This is a genomic window from Variovorax sp. P1_H12_2, assembly GCF_056405335.1.
In genome coordinates, this window is record NZ_JBFUCI010000178.1 from 1 (window position 1) to 11,857 (window position 11,857).

Annotated in this window: 10 protein-coding genes; 7 read left to right on the forward strand and 3 right to left on the reverse strand. The window is 70.1% G+C overall.

What is annotated here, in order from left to right:
- Positions 1-457: 457 nt before the first annotated feature.
- Complete coding sequence (locus AC1D2K_RS18325; protein WP_478090260.1) at positions 458-3,565, reverse strand: efflux RND transporter permease subunit; 3,108 nt, start codon at positions 3,563-3,565, stop codon at positions 458-460.
- 9 nt (positions 3,566-3,574) lie between these two features.
- A complete protein-coding gene (locus tag AC1D2K_RS18330; RefSeq protein ID WP_478090261.1) occupies positions 3,575-4,867 on the reverse strand; it encodes an efflux RND transporter periplasmic adaptor subunit in 1,293 nt (430 codons plus the stop codon).
- Between the two features lie 215 nt (positions 4,868-5,082).
- Here AC1D2K_RS18330 and AC1D2K_RS18335 point away from each other — a divergent pair, with 215 nt between their 5' ends.
- Genes AC1D2K_RS18335 through AC1D2K_RS18360 form a run of 6 tightly spaced genes read left to right on the forward strand, consistent with a single transcriptional unit; the run spans position 5,083 to position 9,299 of the window.
- Positions 5,083-5,496 (forward strand): DUF2306 domain-containing protein, encoded by a 414-nt coding sequence (locus tag AC1D2K_RS18335; protein WP_478090262.1) that lies wholly within the window; start codon positions 5,083-5,085, stop codon positions 5,494-5,496.
- Between the two features lie 40 nt (positions 5,497-5,536).
- Complete coding sequence (locus AC1D2K_RS18340; protein ID WP_478090263.1) at positions 5,537-6,058, forward strand: DUF6622 family protein; 522 nt, start codon at positions 5,537-5,539, stop codon at positions 6,056-6,058.
- A 35-nt stretch (positions 6,059-6,093) separates the two neighbouring features.
- Positions 6,094-6,384, forward strand: a complete 291-nt coding sequence (locus tag AC1D2K_RS18345; RefSeq protein ID WP_478090264.1) for a 2TM domain-containing protein — start codon at positions 6,094-6,096, stop codon at positions 6,382-6,384.
- Positions 6,381-7,418: an alpha/beta hydrolase family protein gene (locus AC1D2K_RS18350; RefSeq protein WP_478090265.1), complete on the forward strand. Its 1,038-nt coding sequence runs from the start codon at positions 6,381-6,383 to the stop codon at positions 7,416-7,418. The genes AC1D2K_RS18345 and AC1D2K_RS18350 overlap by 4 nt, the downstream gene beginning before the upstream one ends.
- Entirely contained in the window at positions 7,415-8,473 is a 1,059-nt protein-coding gene (locus AC1D2K_RS18355) for a sensor histidine kinase (RefSeq protein WP_478090266.1), read from the forward strand. Before AC1D2K_RS18350 ends, AC1D2K_RS18355 begins: the two co-directional genes overlap by 4 nt.
- A gap of 4 nt (positions 8,474-8,477) precedes the next feature.
- Positions 8,478-9,299: a LytR/AlgR family response regulator transcription factor gene (locus AC1D2K_RS18360; RefSeq protein WP_478090267.1), complete on the forward strand. Its 822-nt coding sequence runs from the start codon at positions 8,478-8,480 to the stop codon at positions 9,297-9,299.
- A 99-nt stretch (positions 9,300-9,398) separates the two neighbouring features.
- On the opposite strand, the gene AC1D2K_RS18365 is transcribed toward AC1D2K_RS18360, so the two are convergent.
- Entirely contained in the window at positions 9,399-9,752 is a 354-nt protein-coding gene (locus tag AC1D2K_RS18365; protein WP_478090268.1) for a hypothetical protein, read from the reverse strand.
- Between the two features lie 137 nt (positions 9,753-9,889).
- Here AC1D2K_RS18365 and AC1D2K_RS18370 point away from each other — a divergent pair, with 137 nt between their 5' ends.
- Positions 9,890-11,692, forward strand: coding sequence for a glutamine--tRNA ligase/YqeY domain fusion protein (locus tag AC1D2K_RS18370; protein WP_478090269.1), 1,803 nt, complete (start codon positions 9,890-9,892; stop codon positions 11,690-11,692).
- Positions 11,693-11,857 lie beyond the last annotated feature (165 nt).

Genomic DNA, 11,857 nt, shown 5'->3' on the forward strand with positions numbered 1-11,857 from the left:
GGGCCGGCCGACGTCACCGGCCGCTTCGCGGCTGCCCTGCGCTGCTCGCGGTACGCGGGGTCTCGCTCAAACTCGCTTCGCTCAAACAGTCGCGAGCCCTGATCCGCGTACCGCTGCGCTGCTCGGCGGYGCCTCAACGGCCGGCCCRGGGCATACCGCCCACCGCCGTGGACASGTYGGGGTTGCATCGGCGTTGGAGACGTCGCGGCTCTTTGAACACCCCCTGAGCCCGGCATGCGGTGCGGGACGGGCGATCCCCTCTGCGCCGCTGAGGAGCGCAGCTTCAGGCGGATCAAGGGCCGCGCGTGTTTGAGCGCAGCGAGTTTGCGCGGACCCCGCCTGAAGCGAGCACCGCAAGGCAGCCCGAAGGGCCGGCGCAGTGGGGTCGTTCGGCCCGCACCGCGTGCCGGGCGCCCTTCCAGGGGGAACGCGTCCTTGATCGAAAGATGACCACAAGTCACGCTGCAGCCCTCTGCCCAAACCGCCGCCCCAGCCGATCGAACGCGAGATAGATGACGGGCGTGGTGAACAGCGTCAGCACCTGGCTCACCACCAGCCCGCCGAAAATCGCCAGCCCCAGCGGACGACGCAGCTCGGCGCCCTCGCCCCAGCCCAGCATCAGCGGCAGCGCCGCGAACAGGGCCGCCAGCGTGGTCATCAGGATCGGGCGGAAGCGCAGCAGCGCCGCCTGGTGGATGGCCTCGAGCGGCCCCTTGCCCTGGTTGCGCTCGGCGTCGATCGCGAAGTCGATCATCATGATCGCGTTCTTCTTCACGATGCCGATCAACAGGATGATGCCGATGATGCCGATCACCCCGAGGTCGTTGCCGGTCAGCATCAGCGCCAGCAATGCGCCGACGCCGGCCGAGGGCAGCGTCGACAGGATCGTCAGCGGGTGGATATAGCTCTCGTACAGCACGCCCAGCACGATGTAGACGCAGACCACCGCCGCCAGGATCAGCCACAGCTGGTTGGTCAGCGATTTTTCGTACGCGCCGGCGGCGCCGAGGAACTTCAGGCTCACGCTCGCCGGCAGCGCGATCTCCTTGGCCGCGGCACGGATCGCCGCCACCGACTTGCCGAGCGCCACGTTCGGCGGCGTGTCGAAGCCGACGGTCGCGGCCGGGTACTGGGCCACGCGCGTGACCTGCAGCGGCGCGAACTGCTCGCGCACCGTGGCCAGCGAAGACAGGGGCGTCGCCGTGCCGGCGCCGGTGCGCAGCTGCAGGTTGCCCAGCCCTTCCGGCGAGGCCAGCGACTCGCGCTGGGCCTCGAGGATCACGCGGTACTGGTTGGTCTCGGTGAAGATGGTCGAGACGATGCGCTGGCCGAAGGCGCTGTAGAGCGCGTCGTCCACCGAGCTCGCGGTGACCGACAGCCGCGACGCTGTGTTGCGGTCGATGTCCACGTAGGCCGACAAGCCCTGGGCGCCGGCATCGGTCGTCGGGTTGCGCACCTGCGGCACGCGGCGCAGCCGCTCGACCAGCTTCTGCGCCCACTCGTTCACCGTGGTGGTGTCGGCGCCTTCGAGCGAGACCCGGAACTCGGTCGGCCCGGTCTCGGCGTCGATGGTCAGGTCCTGGGTCGGCTGCAGGTAGAGCGACACGCCGGCGACGCCGTCGCGCACGCGGTCGCGCAGCCGCTGCATCACCACGGCCTGGTCGCCGTGGCCGGCGCGCAGATTGATCAGCATGCTGCCGGTGTTGAGCGCCATGTTGTTGGCGGCGTCGACGCCGACCACCGAGCTCAGGCTCTGCACGTCGGGATCGGCCAGGATCAGGTTGGCCGCCGACTGCTGCAGCTCGGCCATCCGCACATAGGACACCTCCTGCGAGGCCTGGACGCGGGCCTTGAGCTGCCCGGTGTCCTGGGTCGGGAACAGGCCCTTGGGAATCACGACGTAGAGCAGCACGGTGAGCGCGAGGGTGAGCACGGCCACCACCAGCGTCAGCGGCTGGTGGCGAAACACCCATTGCAGCCAGATGTCGTAGCGCGCGATCACGCGATCGAAGAAGCGCTGCACGGCGGCGCCGAAGCGTCCGCCCTCCTCGGCCTGCGGCCGCAGCCAGCGCGCCGACATCATCGGCACCAGGGTCAGCGAGACCACGGCCGAGATCAGGATCGTGATCGCCAGTGTCACCGCGAATTCGCGGAACAGGCGCCCCACCACGTCGCCCATGAACAGCAGCGGGATCAGCACCGCGATCAGCGACACCGTCAGCGAAATGATCGTGAAGCCGATCTGTGTCGCCCCCTTGAGCGCGGCCTGGAACGGCGGCTCGCCCTTCTCGAGGTAGCGCGCGATGTTCTCGATCATCACGATCGCGTCGTCGACCACGAAGCCGGTCGCGATGGTCAGCGCCATCAGGCTCAGGTTGTTGAGGCTGTAGCCCAGCAGGTACATCAGGCCGCAGGTGCCGATCAGCGAGATCGGCACCGCGACGCTGGCGATCACGGTCGCGCGCACGCTGTGCAGGAAGAAGAAGATCACCAGCACCACCATCACCACCGCCAGCGCCAGCTCGAGCTGCACGTGGTTGACCGAGGCGCGGATGCCGGTGGTGCGGTCGCTCAGCACCTCCACCTTCAGCGCGCCGGGCAGCGAGGCCTCCAGCTCGGGCAGCAGCTTCTTGATGCCGTCGACCGTGCCGATCACGTTGGCGCCGGGCTGACGCTGCACGTTGAGGATGATCGCGGGATAGAGCTTGCCGTCCTGCTCGCCCTGCTTCGCGTTCGCGCCGGCCCAGGCCCCGAGCTGGGTGTTCTCGGCGCCGTCGATGACGCGCGCGACATCGCTCATGCGCACCGGCGCGCCGTTCTTCCAGGCGACGATCAGGTTCTTGTAGTCGGCCGCGGCCACCAGCTGGTCGTTGGCGTTGATCGTGTAGGCCCGCTTCGGGCCGTCGAAGCCGCCCTTGGCGCTGTTGGCGTTGGCCGCCGCGATCGCGGTGCGCAGGGTGTCCAGGCCGATGCCGACCGCGGCCAGCGCGTTGGTGTTGGCCTGGATCCGCACCGCCGGACGCTGCCCGCCCGACAGCGACACCAGGCCGACCCCGCCGACCTGGCTGATCTTCTGCGCCAGCCGCGTGTTCACGAGGTTCTGCACCTCCGTCAGCGGCATGGTCTCGGAGCTCACGGCCAGGGTCAGGATCGGGGCATCGGCCGGGTTGACCTTGGCATACACCGGCGGCGCCGGCAGGTCGGCCGGCAGCAGCGAGCCGCCGGCGTTGATCGCCGCCTGCACCTGCTGCTCGGCGACGTCGAGGGTCTGGTCGAGCGCGAACTGCAGCGTGACGATCGAGACGCCGGTGGCGCTGGTCGAGCTCATTCGGTCGAGCCCGGCCATCTGGCCGAACTGGCGCTCCAGCGGCGCGGTCACGGTGCGGCTCATGACCTCGGGGCTGGCGCCCGGATAGAGCGTCTGCACCTGGATCGTCGGGTAGTCGACCTGCGGCAGGGCCGCCAGCGGCAGGAAGCGGAAACCGACCAGGCCCGCGAGCACGATCGCGAGCATGAGCAGCGCGGTCGCGACCGGCCGCTCGATGAAGGGACGCGAGGGACTCACCGCCGCTCCCTACTGCGGAGGCCGCTGCCGCCGGCCCTCGCCGTTCGGACCGCCGGGTGTGCGCGGCCCGCGCGGGCCGGAGGCCCCCGGGCGCGGCGCCATCGCCGGCTTGTCGCCCTGCAGCTGCACGCGGGCGCCATCCTTCAGGCGGTCGCCGCCTTCGGTCACCACGTCCTCGCCGGCCTTCACGCCGTCGAGGATCGCCACCACGTCGACCGTGGCCTCGCCGCGCTTCACCGGGCGCACCGACACCGTGCGGTCCTCGTTGACCACATAGACGAAATTGCCGTTGGGCCCGATGCGCACCGCGGTCACCGGGACCACGACCGCGTTCACGGTGCGCAGCACCATCTGCACGTTGACGAACTGGTTCGGGAACAGCGGCGTGCCGGTGTTGGCGAAGCGCGCCTTGGCCCGCACCGTGCCGGTGCTGGTGTCGACCACGTTGTCCAAGGTCGAGAAGGTGCCGGTGTCCAGCACCGCGCTGCGCACCCGGTCCAGCGCCTTGACCGGCAGCGCCTCGCCCTTGGCCAGCTGGGCCTGGATGTCGGGCACGCGGTCCTGCGGCACCGCGAACTGGACGTCGATCGGGTTCATCTGGGTGATCACCGCGATGCCGGTGGTGGCGTTGGCCGTCACCGTGTTGCCCGGGTCGACCGTGCGCAGCCCGATGCGCCCGGCCACCGGCGCCGTGACCCGGGTGTAGTCGAGGTTGAGCTTGGCGGCGGCCTCGGCCGCTCGGTCGGTGGTCACGGTGCCTTCAAGCTGCTTGACCAGCGCGGCCTGGGTGTCGACGTCCTGCCGGGCGATCGAGTCCTGGCCCAGCAGCGTGCGGTAGCGCGACAGGGTGACGCGCGCCGCCTCGAGCTGCGCCTCGTCGCGCACCCGGTTGCCCTGGGCCTGCATCAGCGCCTGCTCGTAGGGACGCGGGTCGATGCGGGCCAGCAACTGGCCCTTGCTGACGGTCTGGCCCTCGGTATAGAGCACCTCGGTCAGCACGCCGCCGACCTGCGGCTTGAGCGTGATGGTCGCCAGCGGCGTCACCGTGCCCAGGGCATCGATCAGGATCGGCATTTCCACGCGCTGCGCGGTGGCGTGGCCGACGGTGGAGCTGGCGCCGCCGAAATTGGGGCGCCCGCCCGCCGGTTCGCCCGAGCGCTGGATCAGGTACCAGGCGCCGCCGGCCAACGCCGCCACCAGGCCCAGCGCCAGCAGGCTGCCGAGCCAGCGCCGCCGCCGGGAAGGCACGGGGCGGGATGCGTGGAGGTCTTCGGTGGCGGGCTCGGGAAGGGGGGACGACATCGGTGAAGAGAGCTTGAGGGTGGCAGCCCGTAGTGGAGCGCCGAATCGTAGCGCCCAGCCCTTACGAACCGTAAAGCCTCGGTAAAGCCGCCGTGGACGCCTGCGTCCGGCGATCACGGAATGCAACTGGCGCCGCCCAGGCGCGGTTCGTCGCATGGCCGTGGCGGGCCCGCCGGGCGGGCGGCACAGTCCGCCCATCGCCTCAGGAGCCCGCCATGCAAATGTCACCGGTCATCGCCATCCACCTCGCCTCCGCCGCCTCCGCCCTGGCCCTCGGGCCGGTGGTGCTCTGGGCCCGCCGGAGCCGGCCCCAGCGGCCGCGCCTGCACCGGGCGCTGGGCTATGCGTGGGTCACGCTGATCGTCATGGCCGCGCTGTCGGCGCTCTTCATCCGGGACTTCAGGCTGCCGAACATCGGCGGCTACACGCTGGTGCACCTGCTGGTGCCGGCCACCTTCTTCGGCCTCTCGCGCGCCTTCTGGAAGCTCGCCCGGGGCGACATCCGCGGCCACCGGATCGCGATGCAGGCCACCTACATCAGCGCCTGCATCGTGGCCGGCGCCTTCACGCTGCTGCCCAGCCGCTATCTCGGCCAACTGGTCTGGGGCCAGTGGCTGGGGCTTGCCTGACCCTTTCGAACCTCTCCCTCCAATCTCACAGGAGCAACCCATGCTGACCCAAGTCTTCCTGCACACCCCGAAGTGGGTCTACATCCTGTTCGCCACCCTGCTGTGGCTCGGCGCCAGGCAACTGCTGGCCAGCAGCGTGAGCCTGGGCCGGGTGACGCTGGTGCCGATCGTGATGACCGGCCTCTCTATCTATGGCGTGACCTCGGCTTTCGGAGATTCGAGCCTCAGCGTGCCGGCCTGGGCCGCGGCGGCCGGGGCGGCGCTGACCCTCGTATTGAAGCGCGGATTGCCGGCCGGCACGCGCTACGACGAGGCGACGCGCCGGTTCCACGTCGCAGGCAGCGCCGTGCCGCTGCTGCTCATGATGGGCATCTTCTTCACCAAGTGCGTGGTCGGCGCCACCCTGGCGATGCACCCGGAGATCCGCCACGATGCCACCTTCGCGCTCGCCATCGCGCTGCTGTACGGCGTCTTCAGCGGCGTCTTCGCCGGCCGCGCGGTGCGGCTCTGGAAGCTGGCGATCCGCGAGGACCGCGTGGCGGCTGGCGCCCCCGGCGCCTGAACCCTGCCCTTGTCTGCACAATCCAGGAGACTTCCATGTCCACCGAATCATCACGCATCGAGCGGCTCGCATTGCGGCGCGCCAAGGCCAAGCTGGGCTGGTTCAGCCATGCCGCGATCTACATCATCGTCAACCTCGGCCTGATCGGCATCTCGGTAGCGAACGGCCGCGCGTGGGCCATCTACCCGCTGCTGGGCTGGGGCGTCGGCTTGCTGGCCCACGGGGCCGCGGTCTGGATGCTGCCGCCGGGCGGCGCGCTGCTGGAGCGCATGGCCGGGCGCGAACGCGCCAGGCTGGCCGGCGGCGCCAAGGGAGACCCGTGGTGAAGGCCGGCGTGCGACACCTGCTGGCGCTGGCCCTGTTCGGCCTGCTGGGCCACGCCGCGTCGGCCGCCACCGGCGTCGCGCTGCTGCCGGCGCCGCCGGGCACCGGCCCGGTCACGGTGTTCTACCCGACCGCCGCCGCGCCCGCCCGATTCAGCCGCGGCCCCTTCTCCTTCCAACTGGCCGCCGACGCCGCCCCGCTGCGCGGCAACGGCCGCCTGGTGGTCATGTCCCACGGCTCGGGCGGCTCGCCCTGGCCGCAGGCCGACCTGGCGATCGCGCTGGTGGACGCCGGCTTCACCGTCGCCATGCCGGAACACGCCGGCGACAACTACCACGACATGAGCGATATCGGCCCTGCGACATGGCGCCATCGGCCGAAGGAGGTGTCGCAAGCGATCGACGCGATGGCCGCCGACGCGCGCTTCGCGCCGTTGCTCGACTTCCAGCATGTCGGCGTCTTCGGGATGTCTGCCGGCGGCCTCACGGCGCTGACCCTGGCCGGCGCGCGCTGGTCACCGGCCCTGCTGGACGCGCATTGCCAGGCGCATCTGGCCGAGGACTTTCCGGCCTGCGTGGGCCTGGCGAGCTCGCTCACCGGCGACAGGCTCGACGGCTTGCGCCTGGCGGTCGCTCGCCGCGCGATCCATTGGAAGCTGGGCGACCAGACCACGCTCGAAACCTGGACCGATCCGCGAATCACGGCCGCGGTGGCTGCCGTCCCCATGGCCGCGCCCGTCGACATGGCCTCGCTCGCGACGCCGCGGATTCCATTGGGACTGGTGCGCGCCGGCCGGGACGACTGGCTCGCTCCGCAATGGCACGTCGACGCGGTGCGCGCAGCCTGCGGCACAGGCTGCGAACTGGTCGCCGACATGCCGACGGCGGGCCATGGCTCGATCCTGTCTCCGCAGCCGCCCGGCCTGCCACCCCGCGCAGCCCGGCTCCTGAACGACCCGCCGGGCTTCGACCGGGCCAGCCTGCGCGCCGTCTATGACGCCATCGCCCGCTTCTTCGTCCAGAATCTGGCGCCATGAAGATCCATTGGTCCAGCGCGGGCCGGCACTACCTGCAAGTCATCGCCTTCTGCTGCGTGGTGGCGGTGCTGACCACTGCGATCTGGCCGAACAAGACCTACCTGATGCAGCTCGGCTACGCCTTGTCCGTAGGCACCGTCACCTGGGCCGTCATCGAGTTCGGGCGCTACCTGGTCGACAAGCGCCACTGCCACACCGACGGCGCCGGCGGCCATGGCTGGCCGAAGGGCTGGCGCGGCCTGCTGCTGACCGCCGTGGGCATCGGCTGCGGCTTCCTGGTCGGCGACCGCGTGGGTGACTTGCTGTTCGACTCCCGCAACGTCTCGACGCCGCGCGACAACACCATCAGCCTGGTGATCACGATCGTCGCCGGCGTCGTCGCGAGCTTCTACTTCCACGCGCGCGGCAGGGCCGCCGCGCTGGCCGCCAAGATCGTCACCGCCGAGCGCGACGCCGGCGAGGCCAGGCTCAAGCTGCTCGAGACCCAGCTGGAGCCGCACATGCTGTTCAACACGCTGGCCAACCTGCGAGCGCTGATCGCGGTCGATCCGCCGCGCGCGGTCGAGATGCTCGACCACCTCAACAACTACTTGCGTGTCACGCTCGCCGGCTCCCGGGCCACGTCGCATCCGCTGGCCTGCGAATTCGATCGGCTGCGCGACTACCTCGAGCTCATGTCGGTGCGCATGGGGCCGCGCCTGCGCTATGCGCTCGACCTGCCCGACGCTTTGCGCGACGTGCCGGTGCCACCGCTGCTGCTTCAACCCCTGGTGGAGAACTGCATCCGCCACGGACTCGAGCCGAAGGTCGAAGGCGGCGAAATCCGCGTGCGTGCGCGGCGCGAGAACCGTTCCGAGGACGGCATGCCGCAGATCTCGATCGAAGTCTGCGACACCGGCGTCGGCCTGGACGCGACGCTGCCGACCCATGGCGACGGCTTCGGCGTGACGCAGGTGCGCGAGCGCCTCGCCACGGTCTACGGAGCGCGAGGCAGCTTGACGCTGCAGCACATACCCGAGGGCGGGACCCTCGCGACAGTCGCATTTCCCACCTGAACGCATGAAAGCCACAGCCCTCATTGCCGAAGACGAACCCCTGCTCGCGCAGGCGTTGCGGACTGAACTGGCCGCCGCATGGCCCGAGCTCGACGTGGTCGCCTGTGTGGGCGACGGTGCCAGTGCCGTGCAGGAGGCATTGCAACGGCTGCCGCAGGTGTTGTTCTTCGACATCCGGATGCCGGGCCTCGACGGGCTGGGCGCCGCCGCCGAACTGGCCGACACCTGGCCGACCGACGAGGCGCCGATGCCGCAGCTGGTGTTCGTCACCGCCTACGACGAATACGCTGCGCGCGCCTTCGAGGCGCAGGCGATCGACTACATCCTCAAGCCGGTCCACGCCGAGCGACTGCGCAAGACCGTCGCCAGGCTCAAGCAGGCGCTGGCTGCCCAGGAACCCGCCGAAGCGGCCGCGCCCGCCGCGCTGGAACAGACGCTGGCGCAATGGCGCCGGTTGCTGAGCAGCGCCGCCGCCGGACCCGCACCCGCCGCCGCGCCGCTCAGGTTCATTGCCGCGAGCGAGGCCGGCGGCGCCACGGTGCGCATGGTCCCGATCGACGAGGTGCAGTACTTCGAAGCGGCCGACAAGTACGTGCGCGTGCTGACCGCCACCCACGAGTACCTGATCCGCACGCCGCTCAAGCAGTTGCTGCCGCAGATCGACGCCAGCATCTTCTGGCAGGTGCACCGGGCCGTGGTCGTGCGCAGCAGCGCCATCGAGGCGGTTCACCGCGACGAGGCCGGCAAGCAGCACCTGAGCCTGCGCGGCCGCGCCGACAGGATCCCGGTCAGCCGGCTCTACGCCCACCTTTTCCGCGCCATGTAAGGGCCCCCAGGGGGGCCCGGGCAGGCACAAAAAAAACCGGCCCGTTCGACGGGGCCGGTTTTTTCGATGTGACAGCAGGCAATCGGGGGTGTCTGTCGCTCAGCGGTAGTAGCCATGACCATGGCCGTGGCCGCGATGGCCGTAATAGCCTGGAGCGGGCCGGTAGTACACCGGTGGCGGCGCGTAGTACACGGGCGCCGGACGGTAGTACACCCGGGGCGCCGGGCGGTAGTAAACCGGCGGCGGCGCGTAGTAGGCAGCCGGCGGCGGGTAGTAGACCGGTGCCGGGGCGTAGTAAGGCTGCGGCGTCGCCACGCCGATCGCTACCCCGGGGACGTTGACGCCGACCGACCAGTCGACAGCCGCACTGGCCGAAGCGGTGGCGAACAGCGCGCCCGCGGCAACGACGCCGGCGGCGGCCCATTTGAAGAAAGTGGTGCGGGTGACGCTCATCATGAAACTCCTGTTGGGGCGGGTGTGGGCCGCCCATGTCTGTATTGAACGCGTGAGGTGTGAACCCCGTGTACGCCGCTCTGTGAAGAAGGTTGCCAAAGGTAACGAGCCCTCGGGGGGCCACCTAGAATGAGCGGATGACTTCCCCTGCAGACAACGACAGCACCAAGCCGAGCAATTTCCTGCGCCACGTGATCGAAAGCGACCTCGAACAGGGCAATTATTCCACTCGCAAATGGGGCGGCTCCCCAGGGGACGCCGCCCATCACGCCCAGGGCATGCAGGACCCGGCCAAGGTCCGCATGCGCTTCCCGCCCGAACCCAACGGCTACCTGCACATCGGGCATGCCAAGAGCATCTGGCTCAACTTCGAGCTGGCCGGGGAATACGGCGGCGTCTGCCACCTGCGCTTCGACGACACCAACCCGGAGAAGGAAGAGCAGGAATACGTCGACGCGATCCGCGACGCCGTGCAATGGCTGGGTTACGACACCGTGCTGGCCGACAACCCTGCCAAGCCGGGCGAGGCCGACGCGCACGAGTACTTTGCGAGTAACTATTTCGACTTCATGTACCGGGCGGCCGAGTACCTGATCGGTGCCGGCCTGGCCTACGTCGACGAGCAGAGCGCCGAGCAGATCCGCGCCACCCGCGGCGACTTCAACACGCCCGGCACCGACAGCCCGTTCCGCGGCCGCACGCCGGACGAGAACCTCGCGCGCTTCCGTGCCATGCGCGACGGCGCGCTCGAGGACGGCGCCGCAGTGCTGCGGGCCCGCATCGACATGGCGAGCCCCAACATCAACATGCGCGATCCGGCGCTCTACCGCATCCGCCGCGCCACCCACCACAACACCGGCGACAAGTGGTGCATCTACCCGATGTACACCTTCGCGCATCCGATCGAGGACGCGCTGGAACAGATCACGCACAGCTTCTGCACGCTCGAGTTCGAAGACCAGCGGCCCTTCTACGACTGGCTGCTCGACCGCCTGGCCGAAGGCGGCCTGATCGCCACGCCGCATCCGCGCCAGTACGAGTTCGCCCGCCTCAACGTCACGCACGTGATCACCAGCAAGCGCCGCCTGCGCCAGCTGGTCGAGGAAGGCCACGTCGACGGCTGGGACGACCCCCGCATGCCGACCCTCGCGGGCCTGCGCCGCCGCGGCTACACGCCCGACGCGCTGAAGCTCTTCTGCGAACGCTCGGGCGTGACCAAGTCCGGCGGCTGGATCGACTACGCCAGCCTCGAGGCGGCGCTGCGCGACACGCTCGACCCGATCGCGCCGCGCGCGATGGCGGTGCTCGACCCGGTGAAGCTCGTCATCACGAACTGGGACGAACTGATGGGCGCCGGCTTCCTCGACGACTGCTCGGCGCCGGTGCACCCGCACCATCCGGAAAGGGGCCAGCGCACGTTCAAGATCGGCCGCGAGGTCTGGATCGAGCGCACCGACTACGAGGACGTGCAGCCCAAGGGCTTCTTCCGCCTGTTCCCCGGCAACAGGGTGCGCCTGAAGTACGGTCACACGATCGAGTGCACCGGCGGCACGCGCGATGCCGGCGGCAGGCTGCAGGAAGTCCAGGCCAGGCTGGTGCCCGACACCAAGAGCGGCACGCCGGGGGCCGATGCGATCAAGGTCAAGGGCAACATCACCTGGGTGGCGGCGGCCGATGCGCTGCCGGCCGAGGTGCGCCTGTACGAGCGGCTGTTCGCGGCCGCCCAGCCGGGCAGCGGCGAGCTGCAGGACGAACTGAATCGCGACAGCCTCCTGCGTTGCCAGGCCTTCGTGGAACCTTCGCTGGCCAGCGCGGCGCCAGGCGGCGCGGGCTTCCAGTTCGAACGCCACGGGTACTTCGTGGTGGATGCGAACGCGGCGGCCTCCGGCCAGCGCGTGTTCAATCGCGCCGCCGGGATGCGCGACAGCTGGGGCAAGTGACGGCGCCATGCATCGCCGCTCTCTCCTTCTCGCAACGATGAGTGTGCTGGCGCTGCCGGCGGCACAGGTCGAGGCCGCGCCGTCGGCTGCCAAGGCACCCGAGGTCTGGCCGCACGGCGCCCAGGTGCCCGGCGGCGTGGCGCGCCTCTCGCTCGGCCCCTCCGC

Excerpts from the sequence above, each read along its gene's own strand:
- AC1D2K_RS18360 (WP_478090267.1), top strand. The coding sequence starts at position 8,478 with ATGAAAGCCACAGCCCTCATTGCCGAAGACGAACCCCTGCTCGCGCAG.
- AC1D2K_RS18340 (WP_478090263.1), top strand. The coding sequence starts at position 5,537 with ATGCTGACCCAAGTCTTCCTGCACACCCCGAAGTGGGTCTACATCCTG.
- AC1D2K_RS18355 (WP_478090266.1), top strand. The coding sequence starts at position 7,415 with ATGAAGATCCATTGGTCCAGCGCGGGCCGGCACTACCTGCAAGTCATC.
- AC1D2K_RS18365 (WP_478090268.1), bottom strand. The coding sequence starts at position 9,752 with ATGAGCGTCACCCGCACCACTTTCTTCAAATGGGCCGCCGCCGGCGTC.
- AC1D2K_RS18345 (WP_478090264.1), top strand. The coding sequence starts at position 6,094 with ATGTCCACCGAATCATCACGCATCGAGCGGCTCGCATTGCGGCGCGCC.
- AC1D2K_RS18335 (WP_478090262.1), top strand. The coding sequence starts at position 5,083 with ATGCAAATGTCACCGGTCATCGCCATCCACCTCGCCTCCGCCGCCTCC.
- AC1D2K_RS18370 (WP_478090269.1), top strand. The coding sequence starts at position 9,890 with ATGACTTCCCCTGCAGACAACGACAGCACCAAGCCGAGCAATTTCCTG.
- AC1D2K_RS18330 (WP_478090261.1), bottom strand. The coding sequence starts at position 4,867 with ATGTCGTCCCCCCTTCCCGAGCCCGCCACCGAAGACCTCCACGCATCC.